Origin of the sequence: uncultured Ruegeria sp. (genome assembly GCF_947489545.1) — a bacterium.
GTDB lineage: Bacteria > Pseudomonadota > Alphaproteobacteria > Rhodobacterales > Rhodobacteraceae > Ruegeria.
The window spans coordinates 13643-38646 of record NZ_CANLDZ010000023.1; the positions used below are offsets into that span (position 1 = coordinate 13643).

At 56.4% G+C, this 25004-nt stretch carries 23 protein-coding genes; 8 read left to right on the forward strand and 15 right to left on the reverse strand.

Annotated elements, in window-relative coordinates:
- Positions 1-46 precede the first annotated feature (46 nt).
- The 3 genes from Q1B13_RS22800 to Q1B13_RS22810 form a co-directional block, all read right to left on the reverse strand.
- Entirely contained in the window at positions 47-2974 is a 2928-nt protein-coding gene (locus tag Q1B13_RS22800; protein ID WP_299084647.1) for a hypothetical protein, read from the reverse strand.
- A gap of 353 nt (positions 2975-3327) precedes the next feature.
- Positions 3328-4470, reverse strand: coding sequence for an aminotransferase (locus Q1B13_RS22805; RefSeq protein ID WP_299084644.1), 1143 nt, complete (start codon positions 4468-4470; stop codon positions 3328-3330).
- Between the two features lie 27 nt (positions 4471-4497).
- Entirely contained in the window at positions 4498-5514 is a 1017-nt protein-coding gene (locus Q1B13_RS22810; protein ID WP_299084676.1) for an Ldh family oxidoreductase, read from the reverse strand.
- A gap of 574 nt (positions 5515-6088) precedes the next feature.
- On the opposite strand from Q1B13_RS22810, the gene Q1B13_RS22815 reads away from it, so the two are divergent.
- From Q1B13_RS22815 to Q1B13_RS22845, 7 genes are all read left to right on the forward strand, one after another.
- The gene (locus tag Q1B13_RS22815; RefSeq protein WP_299084642.1) at positions 6089-6694 is read left to right on the forward strand and encodes an XRE family transcriptional regulator; all 606 of its coding nucleotides are present in this window, start codon (positions 6089-6091) and stop codon (positions 6692-6694) included.
- 137 nt (positions 6695-6831) lie between these two features.
- The gene (locus Q1B13_RS22820) at positions 6832-8415 is read left to right on the forward strand and encodes an ABC transporter substrate-binding protein (RefSeq protein WP_299084640.1); all 1584 of its coding nucleotides are present in this window, start codon (positions 6832-6834) and stop codon (positions 8413-8415) included.
- A gap of 58 nt (positions 8416-8473) precedes the next feature.
- Entirely contained in the window at positions 8474-9415 is a 942-nt protein-coding gene (locus tag Q1B13_RS22825) for an ABC transporter permease (RefSeq protein ID WP_299084637.1), read from the forward strand.
- Entirely contained in the window at positions 9412-10263 is an 852-nt protein-coding gene (locus Q1B13_RS22830) for an ABC transporter permease (protein ID WP_299084634.1), read from the forward strand. Before Q1B13_RS22825 ends, Q1B13_RS22830 begins: the two co-directional genes overlap by 4 nt.
- A gap of 2 nt (positions 10264-10265) precedes the next feature.
- The gene (locus tag Q1B13_RS22835) at positions 10266-11258 is read left to right on the forward strand and encodes an ABC transporter ATP-binding protein (protein ID WP_299084631.1); all 993 of its coding nucleotides are present in this window, start codon (positions 10266-10268) and stop codon (positions 11256-11258) included.
- The gene (locus Q1B13_RS22840; RefSeq protein WP_299084629.1) at positions 11255-12250 is read left to right on the forward strand and encodes an ABC transporter ATP-binding protein; all 996 of its coding nucleotides are present in this window, start codon (positions 11255-11257) and stop codon (positions 12248-12250) included. Before Q1B13_RS22835 ends, Q1B13_RS22840 begins: the two co-directional genes overlap by 4 nt.
- Positions 12243-14051, forward strand: coding sequence for an aminopeptidase P family protein (locus Q1B13_RS22845; RefSeq protein ID WP_299084627.1), 1809 nt, complete (start codon positions 12243-12245; stop codon positions 14049-14051). The genes Q1B13_RS22840 and Q1B13_RS22845 overlap by 8 nt, the downstream gene beginning before the upstream one ends.
- A gap of 70 nt (positions 14052-14121) precedes the next feature.
- Here the strand turns inward: Q1B13_RS22845 and Q1B13_RS22850 are convergent, their stop codons facing one another.
- From Q1B13_RS22850 to Q1B13_RS22870, 5 genes are read right to left on the reverse strand one after another with little or no spacing between them, the layout of a single operon-like run.
- On the reverse strand, positions 14122-14817 hold the full coding sequence (locus Q1B13_RS22850) for an RraA family protein (RefSeq protein ID WP_299084625.1): 696 nt from the start codon (positions 14815-14817) through the stop codon (positions 14122-14124).
- Entirely contained in the window at positions 14807-15514 is a 708-nt protein-coding gene (locus tag Q1B13_RS22855; RefSeq protein ID WP_299084622.1) for an alpha/beta hydrolase, read from the reverse strand. The genes Q1B13_RS22850 and Q1B13_RS22855 overlap by 11 nt, the downstream gene beginning before the upstream one ends.
- A complete protein-coding gene (locus Q1B13_RS22860) occupies positions 15515-16642 on the reverse strand; it encodes a cobalamin-independent methionine synthase II family protein (protein WP_299084619.1) in 1128 nt (375 codons plus the stop codon).
- 10 nt (positions 16643-16652) lie between these two features.
- The gene (locus Q1B13_RS22865) at positions 16653-17255 is read right to left on the reverse strand and encodes a trans-aconitate 2-methyltransferase (protein WP_298937501.1); all 603 of its coding nucleotides are present in this window, start codon (positions 17253-17255) and stop codon (positions 16653-16655) included.
- Positions 17252-18211, reverse strand: coding sequence for a cupin (locus Q1B13_RS22870; RefSeq protein ID WP_299084616.1), 960 nt, complete (start codon positions 18209-18211; stop codon positions 17252-17254). Before Q1B13_RS22870 ends, Q1B13_RS22865 begins: the two co-directional genes overlap by 4 nt.
- Here Q1B13_RS22870 and Q1B13_RS22875 point away from each other — a divergent pair.
- Complete coding sequence (locus Q1B13_RS22875) at positions 18210-18353, forward strand: hypothetical protein (protein ID WP_299800528.1); 144 nt, start codon at positions 18210-18212, stop codon at positions 18351-18353. The genes Q1B13_RS22870 and Q1B13_RS22875 overlap by 2 nt on opposite strands.
- Before the next feature lie 7 nt (positions 18354-18360).
- On the opposite strand, the gene Q1B13_RS22880 is transcribed toward Q1B13_RS22875, so the two are convergent.
- Genes Q1B13_RS22880 through Q1B13_RS22910 form a run of 7 tightly spaced genes read right to left on the reverse strand, consistent with a single transcriptional unit; the run spans position 18361 to position 24986 of the window.
- Complete coding sequence (locus Q1B13_RS22880; RefSeq protein ID WP_299084613.1) at positions 18361-19332, reverse strand: ester cyclase; 972 nt, start codon at positions 19330-19332, stop codon at positions 18361-18363.
- Positions 19329-20357 carry a LacI family DNA-binding transcriptional regulator gene (locus Q1B13_RS22885; RefSeq protein ID WP_299084610.1) on the reverse strand — a complete coding sequence of 343 codons (1029 nt, stop codon included), beginning with the start codon at positions 20355-20357 and terminating at the stop codon, positions 19329-19331. Before Q1B13_RS22885 ends, Q1B13_RS22880 begins: the two co-directional genes overlap by 4 nt.
- Complete coding sequence (locus Q1B13_RS22890) at positions 20342-21106, reverse strand: SDR family oxidoreductase (RefSeq protein ID WP_299084607.1); 765 nt, start codon at positions 21104-21106, stop codon at positions 20342-20344. Before Q1B13_RS22890 ends, Q1B13_RS22885 begins: the two co-directional genes overlap by 16 nt.
- A complete protein-coding gene (locus tag Q1B13_RS22895) occupies positions 21106-22158 on the reverse strand; it encodes an ester cyclase (protein ID WP_299084604.1) in 1053 nt (350 codons plus the stop codon). Before Q1B13_RS22895 ends, Q1B13_RS22890 begins: the two co-directional genes overlap by 1 nt.
- A 6-nt stretch (positions 22159-22164) precedes the next feature.
- Positions 22165-23493, reverse strand: a complete 1329-nt coding sequence (gene hisD / locus Q1B13_RS22900; RefSeq protein ID WP_299084602.1) for a histidinol dehydrogenase — start codon at positions 23491-23493, stop codon at positions 22165-22167.
- Positions 23494-23502: 9 nt separating this feature from the next.
- The gene (locus Q1B13_RS22905) at positions 23503-24450 is read right to left on the reverse strand and encodes an ester cyclase (protein ID WP_299084599.1); all 948 of its coding nucleotides are present in this window, start codon (positions 24448-24450) and stop codon (positions 23503-23505) included.
- Complete coding sequence (locus tag Q1B13_RS22910; protein ID WP_299084596.1) at positions 24450-24986, reverse strand: ester cyclase; 537 nt, start codon at positions 24984-24986, stop codon at positions 24450-24452. Before Q1B13_RS22910 ends, Q1B13_RS22905 begins: the two co-directional genes overlap by 1 nt.
- Positions 24987-25004: the final 18 nt, after the last annotated feature.

Genomic DNA, 25004 nt, shown 5'->3' on the forward strand with positions numbered 1-25004 from the left:
CCACATGAAGAAGCGGGAACGGCACATACCACCCCCGCACTTACCTTTAGGCCAGGGGATCGAAGCCAAGATCGGTCAGTTGTGCGAACAGCGGGCTGCTGTCATCCAGGATAGAGTTGTTGGGGTCCGCCAGCAGGTTGCTGCGGGTCAGATCTTCGGCCTGAATGCCCACCAAAGTGGTGATGTTTCCCCCGTTTCCAAGCACTTCTATCTCAAGGTTCCCGCCGACTTCACGCAGTGCAAGATGATCACCAGACAGCGCATTGAAATCAAAGCTGTCTTCTGACGGATCGAACCCTTCGACACGGGTTTGAGCACCCCAGTTCCAATCAATTCCAACCACATCAACCCCAACGCCCAGTGTAACGAAGACCCCAGCGCCTGCACCGCCCGACCCGTTGTCAGGTGGTGTGCTGCCGTTGTCGTCAGGACCGGCTCCGTCGTCATAGATGCTGCCCGTCAGGTCGCCGGTGCGTGTCTGGAACCCGTCGGTGGTCGCTCCAGCAGGGGCTTCCGGGGTTAACAGCTCCGTTCGGTCCACTAGCGTCACATCGTTTTGGTCAAAGCCGAAGGGTGACTCTAGGTTATCCTCCATCACCTGGTCGAAGTGAAACTCCACCAGACCCGGGATCAGGTCTGCTTTGGACACGCTGGTCAGGGTAAAGCTCTGACCGCTGGGCAGGGTCGAGATCACCAGGCCATCTGCCGTGTCTTCAACCGACAGACGTTCTCGCGTGCCAAAATAGAGGAAGCTGATTTTCATCGACTTGGGGTCGAAATTGTCGATCACTTCCGTTCGACCATATTCGTGGCTGCGGATATAGACAGTATCCGTTTCACGCGGGCCCACACCTTTTTCCCACGAGATCACGCCGCCCATGTCCTGCCGAAAATGTTCATTGCCGACGACACCAAAGCTGTCGATGGTCACGTCCTGATAGGTCACGCCCTGCACAATCTGGGCGGCTTCCGACCAAGGGCTGTCGATCACGATTTCGCCTGCGGGCGATTTTGTTACAATCATGCCGTGGACTGAGGTGCCGCCGAAATCCAACTGATCAACTGCCGAGTTGAAGTCGGTTATGTCATCGGCGTTACTGTCGGCTTTGAACACGCGCCCGCCTGCCTCTGTGCTGCCCGTGACTTCGGCAGGGTTTGATCCGTCAGCATCATAGGTCAGGGTATAGCCGCCGCTGTTTGGGGTCGAAATCTCTTGGCCGATTGCACTCGCGATCTCGTTCAGGACCGGCTGAGCATCCGTGGAGAAGTTGGCGATGCTCAGGTCTTCCAGGCCAAAACCAGTAAAGATGGTCTGCGTGGTCACGCCATCTAAGGTGATGCTTACGCGTACAGTCTGGCCCAGTGCGTCACCGGATTCTTCGAATATTTCGAAGTCGTTTGCAGCGACATCTGCGTCGATTTCGATGACATCGCCCATTCCCGGCATGAAACCACTAATAACTTGCCCCGGAGTACCATACCCGACAACCACATGCATATGGGTGTGTCCATGATCGCCACCGTGTCTGTCATCCGCATCAATCAACGTCGCAAGCTCGTCCCGGGCTGTGGCGTCCAGCGCATTGATGTTTCCGGCCTCGAGCATGGCGAGCGTGACGCCTTGCAACGTGATCGTCTGATTGTTGGATGGAATCGCGATGATGACCGAGCCGTTCACCTCGGAGATATTAAGCGCATCAGCGCCAATCCAATCAAAGAAGATCGTATCGGTTGCCGGAACAAAATCATCAACAACCACGCTGGAGCCCCACGCCCAAGTCACCACCACATCGGCGTTTTGCTGGGTTATCTCAGGGTTGCCGAAGGGGTCGCCTGATGCGTTTGGTCCCGGCGTTAGCTCGGGATCAGGATTGGGCGCTGGCTTAGGTTCAGGTGTGGGGCTGGATGTGCCGTCGCCAATCAAACCAAGGATTTCTTCTGCGGCAGTGCCGTCCAGAATAGTGAAATTGTCTGCCGACAAGTCAGCCAGGGTCACTCCGGTCAGTGTCAGCGATTGCTGATTGGAAGGGATTGAAAACACAACAGACCCGTTCGTCTCGGTGATCACCAGATCCGCCGCTGATATCCAGTCGACAAAAATTGTATCCGCTGCCGGATCAAAATTGTCGATCTGAGTGTCCGACCCGTAAGACCATTTGAGCACAACATCGGCACTGTCCTTGTCGACATTTGCCGTGCCTCCTCCGTCAACATTTGTTCCGCCTCCGGTCGTCCTGCTGGGCGCGCCCAACCCTTCATCGCCAGTTTTCCGGTCGTCAAAAAACGCGATCATGTCGCTGACCGCCGGGCTGTCATAACCGCCGAACTGGTCGATGTATTGCAGGATCGACGTGCCGTATTCATCCGTCGAAACCGCGCCGCCCAGCAGTAGGTTGAGTGTGCCGTAGGCCCCGCGCAAATGGGCGGCGGCCAGTATCCCGGTCAGTGTCAATTCGATCGTGATTGTTGCGCCGGTCCCATCGGTATAGGTTGTAGTCCGGCCGATGAAATCGTTCAGGCTTTGCCCGGCATTCTGAAGGCCGTTCTCAATGACTTCCAGATTGTAGCCAAACGCTTCTTGGATGGCGACCGTCTGGGCCCCTTTCGTCATGAAACCGTCCAGCGAGTTAACGCCGTTTTTCCCAGTCCAAGTGCCATCCCAGGTGTTGGTCGATGCCCCGTTGCCGTAGAATTCATCGTCGTCATAATAGCCCAGGTCAATCAACAACGCCTCGCCGAATTGAAAGCCGACGAACCCCAATGAGTTTGTCGAGCGATAGGCCATTGCCTCCCACTCGCTGTCGCTCAGATCCCCCCAACTGCCATAGCCGGGAAAGAAAGCGGTGACAGAGCCTTGGGCCCATGTGTCAAGCTGCCAATCCTGAATGGCGCCAGAGTCGTATCTGTCCCGATCCCAACCGGATTCGAATGCGAGAAGTGCAGAGAGAAATTGAGTGAAGGTGCCATCGGGCATGGTGATTATTCCTCAACTTAAGATTGTATCTTCTACGAGCGGTAAAAGCGTAGATAACAACCCGAGGATTAAATGCACATATATGATGCATTAATTTTTGCTCGTGCTTCCGACAGTCCTTTTCGGCGCGCCGGAATCGGCAAAAACGTGCGCATTGTAACTGATTTTAAGCGAGATTCTGTCTATCGTTTGCGCCCAGCCTGTCCATCATAAATAGGGTTGTGTATTGCTGCTTTGGCTGGAAAAGCCAAATAAATGCGCGACCTCTGCCAGAACAGGTGGGGATCGGCTGCGTTCTAAAATGCAATTTGAAGTTGTGCATCCAGCCGTGTCATCGGACATTAAGGCTATTGCTATGCAAAAGTTGAATCATCCCGCCCTTGCTTGGACAGAAAGCCAGAGATGCGGGATAACCCTTCCCTGAGGATATCAGATCCGTTTGCATAGCCGATGCGCACATACCCTTCCATGTTCAAGGCTGAGCCCGGTGTGAGCATGACGCCTGTTTCCTGTAGCAGCCTCACACAAAAGTCCCGAGAGCTGATCGGTAGGTCGTATTTCAGCAATGCAGTGGTTCCTGAGTCCGGTTTAACCCAGGATACCTTGGGCTCTTGCGCCACCCAGGCCTGCAGGATTCCCAGATTTCTACGGGTTATCCTCTGGCTGCGTTCCAAAACCTTGCCTGCGTTTTCCAGCGCTAGCGCTGCAAAGTGATCATCGATCATGCCGACTGAGATCGTATCGTAGTCGCGATGGATCGTTACGGCCCCGATTATCTGTTTGGGGGCCGCGATCCAGCCCAAACGCAACCCAGCAAGGGAATAGGCCTTGGACATACCCGCAGTGCTGATGCCCTTTTCATAGATATCTGCTATCGACTCAGTCATGCCCGAGCCGGTCTGGTCCGTGCCGCGATAGACTTCATCGCACAAAACCCACGCACCGGCAGCGCGAGCGATGGCCGCGATGTCTTCCAGCATTGCCCGGTCCATCAGCGCGCCGGTTGGATTGTTTGGGTTGTTGAGTGCAATCAACCGCGTGTCTGGCGTTACCAAGTCGCGCAGCTCGTCGAGATTCGGGAGGAACGCATTCTCTTCGCGCAATTGCAGCTGATGCACATCTGCGCCGATGCTGGCAGGGATTGAATAATGCTGTTGATAGGTTGGTACAATGGCCACCACCCGATCCCCGGTCGAGACTAGGGTTCTGTGCACCAACATATTTGCACCAATTGTGCCATGGGTGACGATGATGTTTTCGACAGATTGGTCGTCATACAGGGCGGCGATGGCCCGGCGCAGACGGTCAGACCCTTCGATTGCGCCATAGGTCATCTTCATGTCCAGAAGATCCGACAGATCGTTTGCATTTCGGCCGGTCAGTGTCAGCAGTTCCTGGATCGTCAGGCTTTCCACACATGTTTCTGCGAGATTCCAATCGCATCTGGTTTCCCATTCGTTCATCCAGATTTCGACGCCAAATGGCTCAATTCTCATGGGAAGTGCTCCTTTGCGTCGGCCAAGTTACCCTTGGGACATCAATGTTTCGAGCTGCGCCAGAAGATTCTCGCTGACGGCGACGCCTTTGGCCTCGGCGTCGGCACGGTTTTTCAAGCGCCCGTCACCGGGAACTCTTGCGTCACCATTGCCTTCTATCTCGGAACAGATCCGAGAAATGTAGTCGTCAAAGGCAACATTGCCAAAACGGGTTGGATCGATCGCAATCAATGTCGCGCCGCCTTTGATGTTCAGTGCGCCGTGTGCTTCTCGCTGCTCATTATCGACCGAGAGTGCCCCGCCCGCCAAGGCCGCTCCCAGAACTTCGATGAGAAAGGCGATGGCTGCACCTTTGTGCGCGCCAAACGGTAACAAGCTGCGGGTTTCCAAAATGGCATCGGGATCAGCGGTTGGGTGCCCTTGCGCGTCCAGACCGGCAGGTTGAGGCAGGGTGTGACCTTCGGCGGCGGCCATCTTGATATCCATCAAGGCAATGGTTGATGAGGCCTGGTCCCAGACCACAGGTGCGGCACCGTCGCGTGGGCACGCAAAAGACATCGGGTTGGTGCCGAAAACAGGGCGCAAACCGCCGTGAGGCACGACCAGTGACAATGAATTGACGACCGCGAGTGCAACAAGCCCGGCTTCGGCAAGTGGCTCTGTGTCGAAACGCAGGGCCCCAAGGTGATGGCAGTTGGCGCAGGTAAAGGCCGCAATACCGTTCTGGCGGGCAAGTGCGATCAGGTCTTCGCGGGCTTTATTGGCCGCGATCTGATAGTAGCCGTTGTCGCCATCTCCACGAAGTACGCCGGATGCAATGCGTTCAATCGTTGGGGTTGCAGTGGCATTGGCGTAACCCGAAGCGAAGCTTTGCACATAGAACGGCAGGTTCCGCAGGCCATGACTGCGCGGGCCATCCCGTTCCGAGCACATTACGATGTCAGCGATCACGTCGCTTCCGTGGTCGTCCATGCCTGCCGACATCAAGACCGATTTGGACAGCGCCCGCACTTCAGCGATGGAGAGCAATTGCGTTGAGTTCATTGTCAAATGAGGATTTCCTGTCTGTTCAGATGGCAAAGTGACCTTGATGGTGCCTAATCTTCATTCGCACTTTAACCCGATCCTCTGGTTTTGAAAGATCGGTTAAGGGGCCCATTCCAAACGGGGTTCACCCGCCCCAGAACTCTGGCGCGTTAGTCGCTACAAGCCCGTCAAAGCCTAAAAGGAATGCTTGGTAACTAGGTGGTGAGCCCACATGCTGATTAGATCGATCAGACTATACGCGACCTGATTTCAAACGATCGCCTTCAATCCATAGATCGGTGATCGGTTGCGAAATGGTTTTGTGCGACGCTTGTTGCCTGTGCAGTGGTTTGTATGTCTGTTTGAAAGTGTTAGCTTTCGTTCTGTGAAGTTTCGGCGAATTGCGAAACTTATGCGCATATTCATTGACGCGGGCAAAGGCGGGGTGCTTTGTTTGTCAACTTGAGCTACGGGTTGGTGGCGTCTTCGCGACGTATTTCCCTAAAATTTTTACTTCCACTAAATTATTTTTGACCTTTTGTCCTTGATCCGGTTGAATGCCCGACAATTTGGATTTCTTAGGAGACAGGGCATGAACGCTCCGACGGCGCGCGACAAGACCAAGCCCAAAGGGCAACCCACCGAGCTGGGTCAGGCGATACGCCGGCGGCGCAAGGCAATGGGGTTGACGCTTGACCGGGTTGCTCAGACCACAGACCTGACCACGGGGTTTCTATCGCAAGTCGAGCGCGGTTTGAGCTCACCTTCCCTCAGTTCGCTGATGTCAATTGCAGCTGCGCTTCAGACAAGTATAGAGAAGCTACTCAGTGTGCCTGAGGTCTTTACCGAATACGTGGCTCAGGACAGTAGGCAGACATATTCGCTGGGCACAAGAGGCCGGTTTTATGAAAAACTCGGACCGGGTTTCGCGGGTGCATTGTTCAATCCGCAGATAGTGCACCGTCCGCCAGGTCATGTGTCAGAAAAGATGTGTCACGACGGCGAGGCGTTTTGTTATCTGATCTCAGGTCGGTTGGAATATCATCTGGGTAAAAAAGTATTTATCATGTCTCCGGGTGACGTGGTTCACCACGATACGTCTGTTCGTCATTTTTCGGTTGTTCTGGGGGATGTAGAAGCCGTGGAACTTTGGGTAACCACTTCACCTATAAACGATTCCGGTGCTCCTACTGGTTAAAGCACAAGTCTAGTCTGCGGCTTTGCGGGGAGGTCGCAGTTGCAAAACTTCACCTGTGACTAAAAAAAGCTTTAGTAAAATTAAGAATCATCTATGGTCGCCTCAAGCAAATCTTTTGTTTGCGGGAGGAGAATAGAATGAAGATGAAAACGGTATTGGGAGCAACCGTTGCCGCCACTCTGGCACTGCCAGCACTGGCACAGGAACGGGGCGGGACACTGAACTTTGCGCGTTATGACGGCTCGCGTTTGATCGATCCGATCTATGCGGATCGCAACCCTGATATCTGGATGGTCGGCAGCCTGTTTGATACGCTGTTGCGCGGCACTGCCGATGGCAATTCGGTCGAACCGGGTTTGGCGGAAAGCTTCTCGGTGTCAGAAGATGGCAAGACCGTTTCGATGACATTGCGCGAGGGTATCCTGTTTGCGGATGGTTCGGCTATGTCCGGTGATGACGTTGCTTTTTCCCTCGACCGTGCGCGCAATCCTGATCTAAGCCCTTGGGCTGGTCTTTTGGGGTCGATCGACACTGTGTCGGCGGATGGCACTGCAATCACGATTGCACTGAAAAGCCCTGACCCGACGATCCTTTCGATGCTGGCCACGTTCAACACTGCAATCGTGTCAAAAGCTGCGTTTGAAGCAGCGGCCGGTGAAACGGATCAGGACAAATCCGCTGCAATCTTTGCTGCAAAAACTGCAGGTGTCGGATCCGGCCCGTTCTATCTTTGCGGTTTCGAACAGGGTTCATCGATGGATTTCTGTGCCAATGAAAACTACTGGCGCATGGGCGCAGACGGGAAGCCGCTGCCTTATCTGGACAGCGTACATTTTGAGATCATTCCAGACGATGCGACCCGAATTTTGAGCCTTCAGGCTGGCGAAGTGGATGCGGCCGAGTTCATTCCGTTCAGCCGCGTTTCCGAGCTTGAGGCCGACCCTAACATCGACATGCAGCTCTACCCGTCGACACGGATCATCTATTCGCCGATCAATACCCGTGAAGCCCGCGCCGATGGCTCACCCAACCCGCTGGCTGATGCCCGCGTGCGCCAAGCGCTGAACTACGGGACTAACAAAGAGGCTCTGATCGGGCTCGTGCTGCATGGTGCGGGTCAACCGATGAGCTCGCCTTTGATGGCAAAGGCAACGCAATATGCCGACGATCTGAGCCCGCTTTATGCCTATGATATGGCAAAAGCCAAAGCGCTGATGTCTGATGCCGGGGTAGGCGAGGGTACGCAGATCACGTTTACGACGCTGGCCGGATCAGCCGATGACGCCACCATCTTTGCGGCGTTGCAGCAGATGTGGGCGCCGCTGGGCATTGATCTGGTGGTTGAGCAAGTCGATGGTGCAACGCGCGGTGCCAAGAACCGTTCGGGTGAATTCGACATCCACACATATGGCTGGGTTAATGATGTGAACGATCCAAGTCAGGTTGTCGGCTGGTTAGGGCATACGCCAACAGCCAAGGCGGTTGGAACCGGCTGGGAAAGCGCCGAATTCAACACTCTGTTTGATGAAGCGGCTGGGGAAATGGATGCCGATGCCCGCAAAGCCAAATTCGCTCGGATGCAGGAGCTTTATGCCGAAGCGGCCCCTTTGCTGTTCATGTATGAGACCCCCTTTGCAGTCGCGTTGGGATCAGCGGTTGAAGGTTATGTTCAGACACCGCTGGGCAATAACATCTTCGACGAAGCAACCGTCAGCCGTTAACAGCGGATGACCGTACCCCGCCGGAGAGGTTCGGCGGGGTATTAGTGCGGAGCGAGCTGTGTCCAGCCTGACCTATATATTCAAACGACTCGTGATGATGATCCCGACCTTCTTTCTGGTCATGATCATCATTTTCCTTCTGGTGCGCCTCTTGCCCGGCGATCCGGCCATTGCCATGGCGGGGGATCGTGCGTCTGACGCAGATATTCAGGCAATACGCGAACGGTTGGGTCTGACCGAGCCGATGCTCGTGCAGTTCTGGCTGTTTCTCAGCAACACGGTTCAGGGAGATCTGGGTCAATCAATCCTGATGCGCACGGATGTGATCGATGTTATCGCGGATCGTCTGCCAATCACCGTGTTCCTGACGATTTACTCGGTTGCACTGTCGCTGCTGATTGCCGGACCACTGGCCTTTGTTGCGGCCCTTAATCGTGGGCGCTGGCCGGATGCGGTAATCCGCACAGTGTTCCAGATCGGGTTGTCGATGCCGGTATTCTATATCGGGCTGGTCCTTCTGACATTTTTGGCAGCACAGTTGCGACTGTTCCCGGTAGGTGGGTATGGCGACACCTTCGGTGAAAGGCTTTATCATCTGTTCCTACCGTCTATCACAGTCGCGCTGTACACATCGGCCATTATCATGCGGAATCTTCGCAGTGCGGTTATCGAGGTTCTCGATGCCGAATACGTCCAGTTTGCCCGCGCCAAAGGGTTGCCGTCGCGGCTGGTTCTTGGGCGCCACGTTTTGCGAAACGCGCTGATCTCGACCGTTACATTGCTGGGCTTGTCCATTGGCAATCTGATGAGCGGCACTTTGGTTACCGAAACCGTGTTTGCAGTACCCGGGATGGGCCGGTTGATGCTTGAGGCGATCTTTGCCCGTGACTACCCCCTGATCCAGGGCCTGACGCTGACATTTGCCATTCTGGTCTCGTTTGTCTTTCTGATGACCGATCTATTTCAAAGCCGCCTTGACCCAAGGATGCGTCTGCAATGAGTGATGCCGTTTTCACCCGCTCACAGCCGTCTCGTATCCGGTTGGCGTTGCGCAAACCGGGATTTGTTGTCGGAATTCTGATCATTGGGTTTTCAGTGATGCTGGCCCTTTTTCCCGGGATTTTCGCGCCGTATGATCCCAACGCCATTGACTATCTGGCCGTGCGTCAACCTCCTTCCTGGACCCATCCGTTTGGGACCGATCTGTTGGGGCGGGACAGTCTGTCCCGCGTGATCTGGGCGTATCAGGTGAACATGCAGATGGCGGTTCTTGCGACCGTGTTTGCACTTGTGATCGGTGTCGTGGTCGGAGCGCTTGTCGGCTACTACCGAGGGATCGCGGATCTGATTTTTGGGCGCGTCGTTGATGCGGTCATCACTTTCCCATTCCTGGTTCTCGTTATTGCCGTGGTTGCGGTTCTTGGGCCGGGATTGATCAATATGTACATCGCCATCACCTTGGTCGGATGGGTTTACTACGCGCGCCTGATGCGGGCCGAGGTGATCGCACAGATGGGCAATGACTATGCCGCTGCTGGCATCGTCATGGGTTACTCGGATCGGCGTATCATCTTTCGCCACCTGCTGCCCAATGCGATTACGCCGGTGATTGTCTATTGGATGACCGATATGGCGCTGGCAATTCTGTTGGGATCGTCGCTGGGGTACCTTGGGCTTGGCGCTCAGCCACCGCAGTCGGAATGGGGGGTCCTGATCGCGGAAGGGCGCAACTTTATCTCCACCGCCTGGTGGCTCAGCCTGATGCCCGGCATTGCGATTGTACTGACTGGCCTAGGGTTTTCATTGTTGGGTGACGGGCTGGCTGATTTGCTGAGGCCACGAGGATGAGCATGGAAGATCAAAAGCCAATCCTTGAAGTTAATGAACTCAACACGACGTTTCATAGAAATGGCCGCGCTCTTCCGGCTGTGCGGGATGTCAGTCTTAGTGTCGCACGTGGTGAAGTTCTGGGACTGGTTGGCGAAAGTGGATCCGGCAAAAGTGTTACCCTGCGTTCAATCATTGGGCTTGCACGGCGTTACGGAGACGTGACGGGACAGGTCCGGTGGAAAGGGAGTGATCTTGTGGCTATGCCGGATCGCGTGCTGCGCCACATTCAGGGGCGCGAGATCGCAATGATCTTTCAAGAGCCAATGACCTCGCTCAACCCGCTTTTGACCGTTGGACTTCAGCTGGAAGAGAGCCTGCTCGCCAATACCGATCTGCAGCGTAAGGCGCGACACGACAGGGCGGTCGAGATGCTGGATTTGGTCGGCATACCGTCGGCCGCGCAGCGACTGAAAGACTATCCGCATCAGTTCTCGGGTGGGATGCGTCAGCGTGTGATGATTGCCATTGCTTTGGCGGCGAACCCTAAGCTTTTGCTGGCGGATGAACCCACCACCGCCTTGGATGTCACCATTCAGGCGCAGATTCTTGATCTGATCCTGCGGCTTGCGCAGGACATGGATATGGGTGTGGTTCTGGTGACGCATGATCTTGGGGTTGTGGCCCAAACTTGCGACAACCTTGCTGTTATGTACGCAGGGCGGATCGTCGAGCAGGGTCCGGTGCGCGACGTTCTGCGCGCGCCGGGCCATCCCTACACCGTCGGTCTGATGCGTTCCGTGCCAGAAAACCTGCCACCACGCACACCGCTTTATTCTGTGCCAGGCGTGCCACCCAGCTTGGATGCCTTACCGACGGGCTGTGCTTTTGCACCGCGCTGCAGCTCGTGTATCGAGCCGTGTTTGCAAGACCGACCGGCGCTGACCCTGATCACGGACAGACGTCAGGTTGCGTGTTTCAATCCAGTTACCAACGCCAAAGGAAACGTTGCATGACTGCTGTGATGCAAATTCGCGATCTGCACCTAAGGTTTCCGACCGGTCGAAGCCTTGTCGATTTTGTAACGGGCCGCCCGGGGCGTGAGGTTAAAGCTTTGAACGGTGTCGATCTGGATCTGAAGCGTGGCGAGACATTGGGTGTCGTTGGTGAATCAGGTTGCGGTAAATCCACGCTCGCGCGGTGTATCGTGCGCCTGCATACCCCAAGCGAAGGGTCGATTGAATTTGAAGGTCAGGACATCTTTGGCAAGGCGTCTCGCGACGATCGTAGCTATTATCGCCGTGTCCAGATGATGTTTCAGGATCCATATTCGTCACTCAATCCTCGGATGACGACTGGTCAGATACTGACCGAGGCTTTGAAAGTGCATAATATGCGCCCGGAAGCCGACGTCTCCGCACGTGTGGCTGCACTGTTGGATCTTGTGCGCCTGCCGCAGGACGCGCAGGGCAAGCTGCCGCATGAGTTTTCGGGCGGCCAACGCCAGCGCATCGCCATCGCGCGCGCGCTGGCCGTCGAACCCGAGGTTCTGATTGCCGATGAGCTGGTTTCGGCACTTGACGTTTCGGTGCAGGCTCAGGTCGTCAATCTGTTGCTTGAGTTGCAGCAGGAACTGGGTCTGACAATCTTGTTTGTCGCCCATGATTTGCGTTTGGTTCGCCATGTGTCGAACCGGGTTGCAGTAATTTATCTTGGCCGGATCGTTGAAATCGGCGACAGTGAAACGTTGTTTTCTGCCCCGTCCCATCCGTATAGTCAGGCGCTTTTGTCTGCGGCCCCATCGTTGAACCCCGACAACCGAGGCACTGTGACCCGGCTGGAGGGTGAACTTCCCTCGCCTCTGAACATGCCAAAGGGTTGCCCTTTCCATATCCGTTGTCGCCATGCGAACGATGTTTGCCGGAAGGACGTGCCCGCTTTGCAACCCTTCGAAGGCGGAGGCGAGGTCGCCTGCCACCATGTCAAAGAGATAAACGCTTATGCTTGATGCCCGCGACCCGGATCGTAAACCCGTCATTTCGGCGTTGCGCCAGGAAATGTTGCAACGCGGTTTGGATGCGTTCATCTTGCCCAGATACGATGCACATCAGGCCGAGTATGTTGCGCCCCATGATGAACGGTTGGCTCATGTGACCGGTTTTACCGGATCGGCGGGCATGGCTATTGTTACGCCACAAACGGTCGATTTGTTTGTTGATGGCCGCTACGTGGTTCAAGCCGGCAACCAATGTGCCGATCCGATGTTCTCGCACCATCATTTATACGATGAACCGCCCGAGAACTGGCTGGTTTCCGCGGCGCAACAGGGATGGAAAATCGGCTTTGACGCGATGCATCTGCCGCCGGTTTGGTATGATCGATTTGCTGACGCTTTGACGCGCACAGACGCTCAACTGGTGGCCGTACAGGAAAATCCGGTTGACGCTGTCTGGCTCGATCAACCCAAGTCGCCTCAGGGGTTGATCGAACCGTTCCCATTACAGTTTTCTGGCAAAACTACGGTGGACAAGATCGCGGATCTGGTCGCCGAAATGCAGAGACACGACGTCGAGGTTTTTGCCGAAACTCAGCCAGACAATATTGCATGGCTATTGAATGTTCGCGGGTCTGATGTGGCGTTCAATCCGGTTCCTCAGTCTTTCCTCTTGGTCGAACGATCTGGCAGGGCCCATTGGTTTGTGTCGGACCAAAAGCTGAATGCCGATGTCACGGACCACCTGCCAGAAGATGTGACCGTTCACCCGCCCGAAACTTTTCTGCACTCGCTGGCCGACTACGTGGAACCGGGGTGGGGTGTTCTATTTGATCCTGATTTCTCTCCGACAGCCCTGCGGATGGTATTGGAAAAGGAAGGGGCCAATCCTGTTCCAGCCGGAAGCCCGCTGACTGCGGCAAAGGCGCAGAAGAATTCGATCGAATGTGAAGGTCTGCGCGCCTGCCATGTCGAAGATGGCGTGGCCTGGATCGAGTTTTGCACCTGGTTGGCCACCGAGGTTCCCGCGCGCGCAAGCGTGCAGGGATGGGTGACCGAGCATGAAGCCGAAGAGAAAATCCTGTCGTTTCGTCGCGCAAGGCCCGGGTTCTTGGGCGAAAGCTTCAACACGATCTCGGCTGCAGGCGGGAACGCCGCAATGTGCCACTATGCCACCGAGCCGGGAAACGCAGTGCCCATCCTGCCGGATGGGACCTACTTGTTGGATTCAGGTGGTCAATACGATACCGGCACTACGGATGCGACGCGCAGCTTCTCGTTCGGTATTACCAGGCCCGAGGGGTTTGATCAGGCTTACACCGCAGTGTTCAAAGCGTTTCATGCGCTGGCGACACTCCGGTTCCCGCTTGGCACGCAAGGTCACCACATTGACGCGATTTGTAGGCGTCCGCTGTGGGATTTGGGTTTGGACTACGACCATGGAACTGGGCATGGCATTGGGCACCGGCTGTCGGTTCACGAACATCCACAGCGTATTGGAAAACCCTATAACCCGGTGGATTTGGTTCCCGGCATGATCCTATCGATCGAGCCCGGATATTACGACGCCGACAGGTTTGGTATTCGTATCGAAAACCTGTTTGAAATCATCGAGGCGGATGATGGGTTTTTTGAGTTCTCAAACATGACCTGGATTCCAATTCAAACAGACATGTTGCTGATCGAGCATTTGACCCGCGCTGAGATCGACTGGATCAACAGTTATCATGCGAATGTCTTGGAATATGTCGGATCACGACTGTCCCCAGAGGCCTATGACTGGACCAGCCGGGCCTGTGCCCCGATACCAAGGTAAATTGTGGATCAAACAAAGGTCACGTTTGCCTTTTGTTATGGCTGGCTTTCAAGGGTAGTGAGGCGGGAGGCTATGTGCGAGCCGCTTCGAATTCTGTCCAGGCCTTTTCAAAGGCGTCAAAGTCAAAACCTTCGACCCGGGCTGGATCGAGAACAAGCTTTTCATTTGCTAGTAGTGTGTGAATGGCCGCGGCCAAATTGGGAATGTCGGCGTTAGGGATGATCAACGCACCATGGCGGTCGGCATGAATCAAATCTCCGTCTTTGACGACCATGCCAAAGACACGAACAGGCGTTCCAATTTCTCGAACGTGAACAAAGCCGTGGCTGGGGCCTATTGAACCAGCGATGACCGGAAAGTTCGGAGGTAAATCCCCAAGATCGCGCATGACGCCGTTTGTCAGTGCGCCGGACAGGCCAAAGCCCTTGTGCACGGTCGTATTGATCTCACCCCAGAAGGCACCAACGGCGTTTTCGCCGTCCAAGTCTTCGACCACCGCAACACCGGGGCGTGGTCCTTCTGCCATGTGGCGATAATAATCCATGCGGCGGGCTTTGATGACATCCGCCGGTTCCGTTGGTGGGTTTACGGCGGCGATGCGGGCGGTTCGGGCATAGCCGACAAGCGCGCCGGCGTCGAGGTCGCTGCACAGCACAGTGCCTTTTGTGAACCGGTCAAAGCCACGTCCACCTTGTGCCACTTCGATTGCATTGCATACGGTGGGCGTGTCAACCTTTCTCAGAAGCGTCAACAGATCATCGTTCATCATCAACATCCTTTAGCCAGCAGCGCAGGGCCTGCGTGGTCTCAGCGGGGTTTTCCAATGTCGGCAAATGTCCTGCGCCATCAATGATCACAAGTTTGGACCGGGGCAGAAGATCGTGCATCAATTCATGCCGCGCTATCGGGCAAAGCATATCTTCGCGGCCGCACAGCACCAACGCGGGCTTGTCGAACTGGCGCAGAGTTTCGGTCTGATCCGGGCGATCCCGCAGCGCGATTGACTGCTCGCAAAACACTTGAGGTCCCAGCTCCAATGCCATGTCCATGCACAGGTCCAGGATTTCGGCCCGATTGTCGCCATGGCTCAGGTAGTTTGGTTTCATTTCATCCCGCATCACGCTGTCCAACTGGCCCGCGCGCGCGCGCTGGATTTGGGGGGCGCGACGGTCCTGAACCTCTTTGATTTCGGCCAATGGGTTTGTGTCAAGCAAAGCCAATCCGGCAACCTTTTCCCGAGCCTGGCGCACGATTTCCATCGCAACGATGCCCCCCATAGAAAGTCCACACAGCGCAAAACGCACGGGCGCTTGCTCTAACACGCGTGCTGCGATCCCGGCCATTGTTGTGTCACCTGACAATGCCGGAACTAGAACGGTGCGCTCGGTAGAAAATACCTCGATCTGCGGTGTGAACAGCCGGCCATCACACATCATGCCCGGCAACAAGACCAGAGGTGTCATTCACGCCCCCGAAACGGATGCGGCTCCTTCCGAGAGAGCCGCAAGCTTGGCATAGGCAATTGACGGATCGACCGCGCCAAAGCCTGCGAAGGTCCCAAACCCGCAATCGCTGCCAGCAATAACCCGCTCGGTGCCGACGATGTTAGTAAAGCGTTGGATACGCTGAGCTACAAGCTCGGGGTGTTCCACGAAATTCGTGGTCGTATCCACGACGCCGGGCACCAAAACCTTGTCATCCGGGATGTCATCTTTGCGATCGCGGAAAACCGTCCATTCATGGCCGTGGCGGGGGTTGGACGTTTCGAACAGCACATAGCGTGACTTCGTGGCCATCAGCGTATCAAACATTTTGGACATCGGGATGTCGCACAGGTGCGGGCCCTCGTAGTTGCCCCAGCAGATGTGGATCCGAACACGATCAGCCGGCACGTTTTCGAGGGCGTGGTTCAAGGCATCCACATGTGTCTGCGCAACCTTGACGAATTCGTCATCTGACAAGTCGGTGAAGAGCATATGGCGCGACAAAGCAAGATCTGGGCAGTCCAGTTGCACGTCCAACCCTGCGGCGACGATCGTCTCGTATTCCTCTTTCATCGCGTCGGCCAGCGCTGTCAGGTAGGCTTCGCGCGTTTTGTAAAAGTCATTCTGCAGGAACAGGGAAATCACGCCGGGGCTTGCCGCATTCATAAATCCGCGCGACACGCCGTGCTTGGCCATTGCTGCTTTCAGGTTCGCAATGTCCTTGTTCAGCTCATCCTGCCCTTTCGAGCGGACCTCGCCGGTGCACATGGGCCTGGCGTATTGCGGGGTGCCACCCTGATCCGCCAATCGCTGCAGGAAGCTGGGGAACAGCTTTAGGTCAGCTGGTGCGTTTCTGGGGCTATCGCCCGAAAACCCGGTGTAGCGATCTTTGACATAAGTGGCATAGCTGATCTTGGAGGTCTCGCCATCCGACACGATGTCGATCCCGGCCGACTTTTGCTGCTTGACTGTGTCGGATACTGCTGATGTCATGCAGGCATCAAACGCCGCCATGTCATAGGGTTCTTCACGTTCACGGGCAAAGATGAAATCCACCACCTCTTGTGTGCGTGGCAGCGACCCGACATGTGTTGTTTTTACTGGCATGGAAATCTCCTTAAATCTTGCGGGCCATTAATACGGTGTGGCGTTCCGTTTCAGGGTCCATGGCCAGGAACCCCGTCATGCGCAGCCCGTTTTCTTCGAGACAAGAGGCATAGCCCGCAGGCGAAAGCGACGCGTGATACACCAGTTCGGTACCAACCGTGCCGTGTGTCTCACCCGCACCGGGACCGACGGTCAGCATCAACATGCCGCCAACGCGCAGATGACGCGACATGCGGGCGATACAGTCTTGTTGTTCATCTGCAGTCAGATGGAAAAAACTGTTCCAGGCGATGATGCCGTCGAACAGCTGACCCAGTTGGAAATCGCGCATATCCGCCTGAACCCAGTCGCCTTCTGGCCAACGTTTTCGTGCAATCGTCAGCATGGCTTCGGAAAAGTCGACGCCGGTGACGGTGAACCCTTCGGCCTTGAACCAACGTGCAATCGGCTCGCCGGTGCCACAGCCCAAATCCAGAACATGATCGCCCGGCTTCAGGCTTGCAGTGAAGCGCGTCAACCAACGCGCTTCAAACAACGCGCGCGAGCGTGTTGCATCATATGCAGCGGCCTGTCGCTCATAGACGGCGTAGGTGTCTTGGGGATCGGCGCTCATCCTGTCCAAGTTGCTCCAGCCGGATCATTGGTTGCGGTGATGCGGTACATTCCGGCATGGCCGGTCATTGATGGCGCGGCGCTGTAGCTTTCTCCCGGCAGCACCAGTGCGGTATCTCCGCTTGATATCGTCGTCTCATACCCGTCGACGGCGATGCGCCAGTGCCCGCTGGCGGGCATCAGAACAACCGGTTTGTCGGCCTTGACCGGCGCGGTGATGCTGGACCCGCGCCCAAGGAAATCGACCTCGAACCCCGGCTTGTCTTTGATCACCCCATTTTCGCCAATCACAACGGCGCGCTTGTTGGCAGACAATGCCATCAGGTCCCAGTAGCGGGCGACGTATTTGCCCACAACCTCTTCTACAGGAACCTCCGGGAACGCCTTCAACTGCTCCTCGGTCAACAACGGCATCGGGTGAACGTTGTGCGGCAGTTCTTCGCCCTTTTTCGAGTCATATAGAACGCCATTGTCGCCCAGCATCAGCCCGTGCGCTTGCGCGTCTTCGATCACCTGAGGTGCCCATGTGACACCACCACCGGCATCGTCACCGCCCAGGATTGCCATGATCATCCCATAGTCTTGGCCGACGTTTTCGAAGCCGCGAAAGATGCCAGTTGGAATGTTGAAAATATCGCCTTCTTCGGCAATGAATTCACCCGCTGTGCCATGCAGGCCCCAGAAGAACCGCCAGCGACCTTTGGCGACGAAGAACACCTCGGCCGTGGTGTGACTGTGCAGTGAATTCCGGCAGTTCGGTGGTTGACCGGCCGCACCGATATTGAAACCGATCTTGTCCGTGATGTGGACATGTTGATCGGGGCTTTCGGAGACGCCGCCTCCGATGATGGTAAAGTTCTCTTTTTGGTCCGACCCCGGGGTGTGGGCGTCAATGAACGCTGTCTTGCAGGGTTTCAACTCGCCATAGCGGACGATGCGTTGTTGAATGGTGCTCATGTCAAATCTCCTTGGAATTGGGGGTGTTGGGATCACACCCCGCGCCCCGGAGGACGATTATTCAGCCGCCGCGCCCGCAAACTGGCACGATGCGCGTGAAAGCGTCGCGCGGCCTGGCTGGCATCCAGATATGCAACCTTAAAGGACACTCAGACGTCTCCGGTTTGCAGAAGGATTTGTTTCCAGATGGCAACTTCGTCATACAGGCTGAATTCCCGGCGCAGCCCCCATGGCCCAAATTCGGCATGTGACATGCCCATGATGTGAACGTTGGCACTGGTTGGTCGACCAAATGCGCCCCATCCATCATGTACCCCGTCCAAGGACCAGCGGATCGCCGCCCGAGGGGGCATCATTCCGCCCTCCATGCCAATCTGGTGATGGATTTTAAAGGTCGCGTCGGGGAATGACGAGCGGAGGCCGACCCAGAACCGGCTGGCAGCCTCGCGGCCAATCGCCTGTTTGGACCCGGCATATTCACCGATCACTGCCCGATCGTAGTCCGCGAGGATGTGATTGAAATCCTTATTCATAATCCGGGTCAATGTGTCTGCATATTTTGCGCCCCAGGCATTATCATTGCCGGTTCCATGGTACCCGCCGTCCACATCGATGTCTGGTGTGAAAGGTCGTGCTGCCCTTTCCGGCCCGCCTTCGGCGGCGATCAGGTCGCGGGTATAGTCTTTCGGCTCGAACCCTAGCTGGCGCACCAGGCCACCATAGTCCCGAACAAGCCATTCATCATAGATGGTGTCGCCCTTTGCGGCACAATCAGCGATCACGCGAACGGTCCATTTGCGACCGCTGGCTTTGCCGAACTGGCCGTCTTGCAAATGCGTGGCGGTTGTCAGCAAACGGTGCGACGACAGATACCCGTGCTGTTCCGAATTGGACCAGATCACATCTTCGGCCATCAACTGCCTGTCCGGAAACTCGTGGCATGTGGCCATCGTGGCCGCGATAACGCCCTGATTGCCTCGGCTAAGACCCATGGGTGTTCGCACTGGAATTTCGGGTGCGTAATAGCGGTTCAATGTCTCGGTCCCGCGATCTTCCCAGATCTCTTTGGTGATGCCGATGATGTAGTCCGGAAAGTCTTTCCACTTTATTGCGTATGTCATGGGGTGAAACCTTTTGGCTTTCTGGCCGAACCCCTGATTTTGAGAGGTCCGGGTATCTGAATGCGTTCCGAGGCCGCGCCCCGTTCAATTCTGGCAAGTAAGACATCAACCGTTGCCGTGACCATCTTGTTGATGGGTTGGCGAATGGTTGTCAGGTCGTAAGCGGGCCACGCCGCAATCGGGACATCATCATAGCCGACAATGCTGACGTCATTGGGAACCGACAGCCCCAGTTCAAACCTCAACGTGTCCATAACAGCAAAAGCCATATGATCGTTGCCGACAAAAATTGCGTCTGGCCGGTTCGCAACACTACAAAGCTTTCGGGCAATCGCCGACGCCTCTTGCTGATTGTACTTACCGTCCTCGACAGTGAAGGGCGCAAGATCGTGTTCTTTCAACCCTTCTACGAACCCACGCATACGCTCCAGGCCGGTTGAGGAGTCCTGCCAGCCCGAAATATGCGCTATCTTCTTATGCCCGGCAGAGGCCAAAAAATGAGCGACAGCACGCGCGCCTTCGACATTGTCCGAGGTCACCTGCGCCAGATCTCCGGTTTCCTGCCCTCGGTTGAACATGATCACAGGGATACCAGCGTCGTCGCAGCGTTTGGCAATGTCGTTCGACATGTCGACCGAGGCGGTGATGATTCCGTCAACCTGATAGGACATCAGCTCTTCGACGATCTGGCCGACGCTATCGTCGTTCTTGGCCATAAACAGCAGGATGTGATAGCCGCGTTCCTTCAGAGCGCGGTCCAGATACTCTAGTGCCATTGGGTAGAATTGGTTTTCCAGATAGGCGACGACCACACCGATCACCCGGCTTTTACCCGTGATCATCGCGCGCGCCAGAGTGTTTGGGCGATACCCCAAATCCTCGGCTGCCTTCATGACTTTGTTACGGGTTGTTGCTGACGCCGATGCGCCCGGGGTGAAGACGCGGCTGACCGCCGACTGGCTGACACCGGCCCGGCGCGCGACGTCAGATGATGTGACCTTATCCACCATCAGCCTGCCGTCCATCCGCCATCCACCAGCAATGCCGTGCCGGTCACAAGGCTTGCCGCATCCGATGCCAAATAGACAGCAGCGCCCGTTAAATCGCTAAGTTCGCCAACGCGCCCGAGCTTTATCTTGTCTTCAATCCAGGCCCGCCGTTCGGGTATGGCCAGTGTTTGCTCACCCAAAGGCGTGCGGATGAAGGTTGGGGCGATGGTGTTGACACGTATGCCAAGCGGGCCCCATTCGATCGCCATGGCTTTGGTGAAGCCTTCAACCGCGTGTTTGGTTCCGCAGTAAACCGCCCGGTCGATGCCCCCGACTTGCCCCATCTGGCTGGTAATGTTGATCAGACTGCCCGGCTTGCCTGCAGCGATAAGGCCGCGGGCCACAGCGCGGGTCAGGAAATAGGCACCTTTGAAATTCAGGTCACTGACAGTGTCGAAATCAGCCTCGGACGTCTCGACTGCCGGGGTGTGGCGGGCGAGGCCGGCGGAATTGATCAGAATGTCAAACGGGCCAGCTGCGTCTAGGGCAGCTTCGGTTGTAGCAACATCCGCAACGTCCAATGCCAGAGTGTGACTTTTCCACCCTTTGTCGGCGAACGCTTCCACGACTTCGGCCAGTTTGCCTTCGGATCTGGCGGCCACAGTCACCTCGGCGCCATGACTGGCCAAGGCGGTAGCGCAGGCGAGACCTATCCCCGAGGACGCCCCGGCAACCAAGGCACGTTTGCCATCAAGACGGAAGGACGGGGCAGGGGGCAAGTTCATCAGGCTTCTCCAACAGGGAACGGTACGCGTCCCGGAACACGGGCCTTATTGAACTCGCGCAATCGTCGAAAGACGTCCACCCCTAACTGCCTGTATGCATCCAACAGATCGACCAGAACCCAGTTTTCCCGGATACGCCCACCCGAGATGCGCCAGAAGTCCAGGCTGCGCATGGTTATTTTTGTGCCCGATGGTGCAATGCCCATCCACCCATCATGGGTGACGGTCTGAACCATATCAGGCCATCCGGTGACACCGACATAGGGGCCATCTCCGAAGAAGTGATAGGTGATTTCGTCCAGGTATTGCCCACGATCTGGCATGCCCGACAGAAAAGGAATCTGGTGCCAGTTTCTGAACCCCCGAATGCCCCGGCTGGTGCCAATACCGGCGGGGCCATACCAGTTCATGTCTTCGTGCCAAAAGCGCGACATCTCCATCACATCAGGCCCACCTTGCGATGGGTGCCGCTTCATGTGGTTCAACATATCGACGATCAGGTTGCGGCTGGCGTTGCTCTCAGTATCGGCTCGAACAGGGCGAGAGAGCCCGTCGCTTGATGCCGGGCCGGGGATGAATATCTCGGCCCCCAGCGACGGCGCCATTGGCCAGGCCCCAACCTGCATCATCACTTCCGGCAAATCCCAGATCATCTGCATCTCAACGATCTTGCCGTCAGCGACGCGGTAGTACTCATGAAACCGCATATGCGCGAAGTGGCCTGATGGCGGTATATCCCAAAAAGGCACAGCGAAGGTGCCAACATAGTGCCCGCCGCAACCAACCCAATTGCTGCCATGCTCGTCTTCACCCGACATAACAAGCCAGTCGCGTCGCTCGACATCCGGCCAAGCCTTGCGCAGCGGGCTCAGCACGTTTTCAAAGAATGATTGCGGGCCGTTCTGATCACCAAACGGATGGCAGCAATGGAACACAGCATCTGGCGAGAAAGACGTCTCCAATGCACGCCGAACCGCAGCATCGTCCCAGTCATAAAGCGCGCGGCGCAATGGGGTCAGCAATTCGCGGTTGGCGTCGTGGAGTTCGGGCATTTGGGGCTACTCGGCAGCTTCGACGGGCAGGGCAGGTTCACCGTAAGGAACATTGCGTCCGCCATAGCGTCGGACGCGGATATTGCATTGTTCAGCATGGCCAACAAAGCCTTCCAACATGCAAAGGCGCGATCCATATTCGCCAATCAAAGTCGCTGCCTCATCCGTTGTGACCTTTTGATAGCTGTGTGTTTTCAGAAACTTGCCAACCCAGAGACCGCCGGTATAACGCCCGGCCTTTTTGGTAGGAAGGGTATGATTGGTTCCGATAACCTTGTCGCCATTGGCCACGTTGGTGCGCGCGCCAAGGAACAAGGCCCCGTAGGAGTGCATGTTCTCCTGATACCAGTCATCCCGGTCGGTCATGATCTGTACATGCTCGTACGCCATGTCATTAGCAACTTCGAGCATCTCGTCATGCGTTTCGCACAGGATCACGTCTCCATAGTCCTCCCACGAGGCGGACGCGGTTTCGTGCGTTGGTAAGACTTTCAGCAACCTGTCAATTTCCGAAAGTGTGTCTTCGGCCAACTTGGGGGAATTCGTGATCAGGCATGCTGGTGAGTTGTAACCGTGTTCGGCTTGTCCCAATAAATCCGTGGCGCACATCTCGGCATCTACGGTGTCGTCGGCGATTACCATCGTTTCGGTTGGACCGGCGAACAGGTCGATCCCGACACGACCAAAAAGCTGCCGTTTGGCTTCGGCGACGAAGGCGTTTCCGGGTCCAACAATCATATGCACAGGATCAATAGATTCCGTACCGATAGCCATTGCGCCAACCGCTTGTATGCCACCCAGAACGTAGATCTCGTGTGCTCCGCCCATGTGCATTGCCGCGACAATTGCAGGATGTGGGGCACCATCGACCGGCGGTGCCGAGGCAACGATACGCGGCACGCCTGCGACTTGTGCCGTCAGAACGGACATATGAGCCGAGGCCACCATCGGAAATTTGCCACCGGGGACGTAGCAGCCGACGGATTGCACAGGTATATTCTTGTGGCCCAGAACAACACCGGGAAGTGTCTCGACCTCGATATCCGTCATCGAGGCGCGCTGTGCTTCTGCAAAACGTCGTATCTGCGTCTGTGCAAAGCGAATGTCTTCCATGTCGCGCGCCGACACCTTTTGCATCGCCGCTTCGATTTCAGACGCGCTTAGACGAAACGCCGCAGGGCTGTAGCCATCAAACTTTGCGCTCAGGTCGCGCACAGCGGCGTCGCCCCGCGCTTCGATATCCGCCAAGGTGTCTTCGACAACCCTACGCACCTTTGCATCATCCTCGGCGCGGGCTTCTGCTGGCTTACCGGATTTCAGATATTGGATCGTCATGTCTGCCTCCTAGGCCGCAGGTTGTGCGCTGAAATCAACGGGCATCTCGCGCCCCCATCCTTTGCCGCGAAAAACGTCTCCGCCCAGCTGCTCGACGATGCTGGCAAAATCGACCCGCACGATGTTTTCCGCGATCTTGGCGCCTTCGATCCGCCAGAAATCGATGTATGGCACACGTATCTTTTGGCCGGTGGCCTTGATCCCCATGAAATCGCGTTCAAGTGTAGCGTTGCACGCGCCGAAACAGGCGGCCCAATCGCCGGTTTGCATGAAATGCGGGCTGACGAAATCGCGGTTGCCAAAGTGGTCGCGGAAGGGCTGGTACCAACCACTTTCAAACTCCCTCAACCCGTGTTTCAGACCGCAGCCATAGTTGGCGTCCCAGACAAAATCTTCGTGGAAAAACTCGGATACATCCACGTCGGAACGCTGTAACGCAGCCTCCATGTCCTGCACCACCTTGAGCGGTTCTGCCGTGGCACCCCGGCCCTGCTTGCCGCGCCACAAGCGGGGCGTGGGCGGGTCCAGCCGGTCCCAGCCCTGGCCTTCGAAGACGTCCCAGCCGAGCTGGGCCGCGACGGAGGCCAGATCCACATTCACCTTATTATAGGCAATCCGCCCGTCGCGGATCTGCCAGAAGTCGATATAGGGCACGCGCAGGGGGCGGTGGGTGGCGGCGATGCCCATGAAGTCACCCGTATGGGTCGCATGGCAGGTGCCTATACAGGCGGCCCACTCGCCATCTTCAAGCCAGAGCGTTGTGTCGAAGCGGCAGTCGCCAAAGGCGGCGTGGAAGGGACGCCGCCAATTTTCTTCGAAATCCCGCAGGCTGGACTTGCGGCCACAGCCTTCATTGCCGTCCCATATGAAATCCGCGTGGAACCAGGGCAACAAGTCGGGCTCAGATCGTCCCAATGCCCGCTCCATGTCCTGCACCAGATCGAGAACCGCGCCCATCACGCGACCTCCTGCGGCATGGGCGGCTTAGCCTCGCCGCGATCAAAGGCTTCCCAACCGTGGCCGTTGAACACGTCATGGCCGAGCTGTAACAGCACATGCGGGAAATCGACCATGACCCAGTTGTCGACGATCTTGCCATCAACAACTTTCCAAAAATCCATGTAGCGGATTTCGACCCGTCTGCCGGTTGGGGCGATCCCCATAAACTCGCCAGAATGCGTGGCCTCCTGACGTCCAAAGGCCGCCGCCCACTCGCCCATGTAGAGGCGCGCTTCGTCGACGCAAACCTTGTCTGAGAATGCGGCTTGGAATGGCCGTTGCCAATTGTCCTGAAACTCTTGCAGGCCGGTTTTGGTGCCGCACCCAAAATTGCCCATCCATCGGAACCCTTGGGTGAAGAAATCTCCGATATCGTCGATCCGGTGATCGTTAAGGCCATCAACCATGCCTTCGATGACTGCCCGGGTTTCGTCTGTTTTGCCCATGTCCGTGTCGCGGCTCAGCACGGCTTGTTCGGGGCGGGAACCTTTCACGTGGAGTCCTCCGTCGTG